This is a genomic window from Novosphingobium sp. B-7 (genome assembly GCF_000410615.1).
In the GTDB taxonomy this organism is placed as follows: domain Bacteria; phylum Pseudomonadota; class Alphaproteobacteria; order Sphingomonadales; family Sphingomonadaceae; genus Novosphingobium; species Novosphingobium capsulatum.
In genome coordinates this window covers 1-1,236 of the sequence record NZ_APCQ01000739.1, presented here as the reverse complement: position 1 = coordinate 1,236, position 1,236 = coordinate 1, and the positions used below count along the sequence as shown (strand labels likewise).

At 68.8% G+C, this 1,236-nt stretch carries 1 protein-coding gene and 1 pseudogene; both read right to left on the bottom strand.

Annotated elements, in window-relative coordinates; all coding sequences use genetic code 11:
- On the bottom strand, positions 1 to 651 hold a 651-nt coding region (locus tag H926_RS0107855; protein WP_022675803.1), incomplete at its 3' end, for an FAD-binding oxidoreductase.
- 17 nt (positions 652 to 668) lie between these two features.
- A pseudogene (locus tag H926_RS26240) lies at positions 669 to 1,236 on the bottom strand (hypothetical protein); the annotation flags it as partial.

The window sequence follows — 1,236 nt, the reverse complement described above, 5'->3', positions numbered from 1 at the left end:
GGCCGCCAGCGGCACGTCAACGCCCAGCGGCGCCATCAGCCCGGAAATCTGCGGCCCGGCCGCCACCACCAGCGCGTCGCACGACAAGGTGCCCTGCGGCGTTACCACGCCGGTGGCGCGGCCCGCGCTGGTTTCGATGCGCAGCGCCGGGCAATGCTGGATGATCCGCCCGCCCAGATCCTGCGTGGCCCAGGCATAGGCCTGCACCGTGCGCTGCGGGTTGGCATGCCCGCCAAAGCGCAGGTGGATGCCGCCCAGGCAATTGTCGCCCGCCAGTGGCACCATCTCGCGCGCCTGCTGCGCGTCGATCTTGTCCACCTGATAGCCCATGTCGCCACACATGCCGGCGATATAGTGATAGTGATGCAGCTGCCGCTCGCTCACGGCAATGATCACGCGCTCGCGCTGGTATTCGGTGGGATAGCCGAGCAATTCATCCATCATCGGCCACAGGCGCTGTTCTTCATCGAACAGCGGGCTTTGATAGTGCGAGGCGCCGCCGCCGTTGCGGCTCGATGCTTCCCAGCCGACCACGCCCTTGTCGAGCACGATCACGTCCACGCCAGAGCGGGCCAGCCACCATGCCGCCGAAAGCCCCGTCACCCCTGCGCCGATCACGATGACCGAGGCGCCATTTGCCGATTTCGTCATGTCGCGTCCCGTCGTCATCAAAGGTGCATGTTGCCGCCCAGCGCCTCGCGGTGCATCGCCTCCCGCTCGGTGCCGATGTCGCGATAGGGCGTCCATTGCGTGGGAATGCCGAACCACACGTCCCAGCCTTCGCGCATCGCTTCGGCCTCGTCCCAATCGGCCAAAACCTTGAGCGCCAGGGGCCGCACCGGTGCACGCCAGCCGGCGCGGGGCGCCTGGTCGATCGGCAGGTTGGCGCCCATCGCCAAGAGCATGCCTACCTGCTCGCGGCAGCGGCGCGCCTGGCAGGCGCCCATGCAGGCACGCGTCAGTCGCTTGATCTGTTCCTGATCGGGCGGGCCATCGTGCAGCAGCGTTTCCAGGCTGCGGCAGCCGAGCTTTTCAGGCCGGGCGAGATACTGCGGCGGCTGCACGCCCAGCAGATCGGCGCGGCTCACTTCCTCGCACTGGCACACGTGCACGGTATCGGGCGTGGCGGCCACCAGCGCGCGCAGCCATGCCTGGCGATAGGCCAGCCGATCGGCCGCTTGCGCCTCGTGATCGAGCGCTGGCGCATCGAGGCCCAGCGCCTGGCGCGCAGCGGCG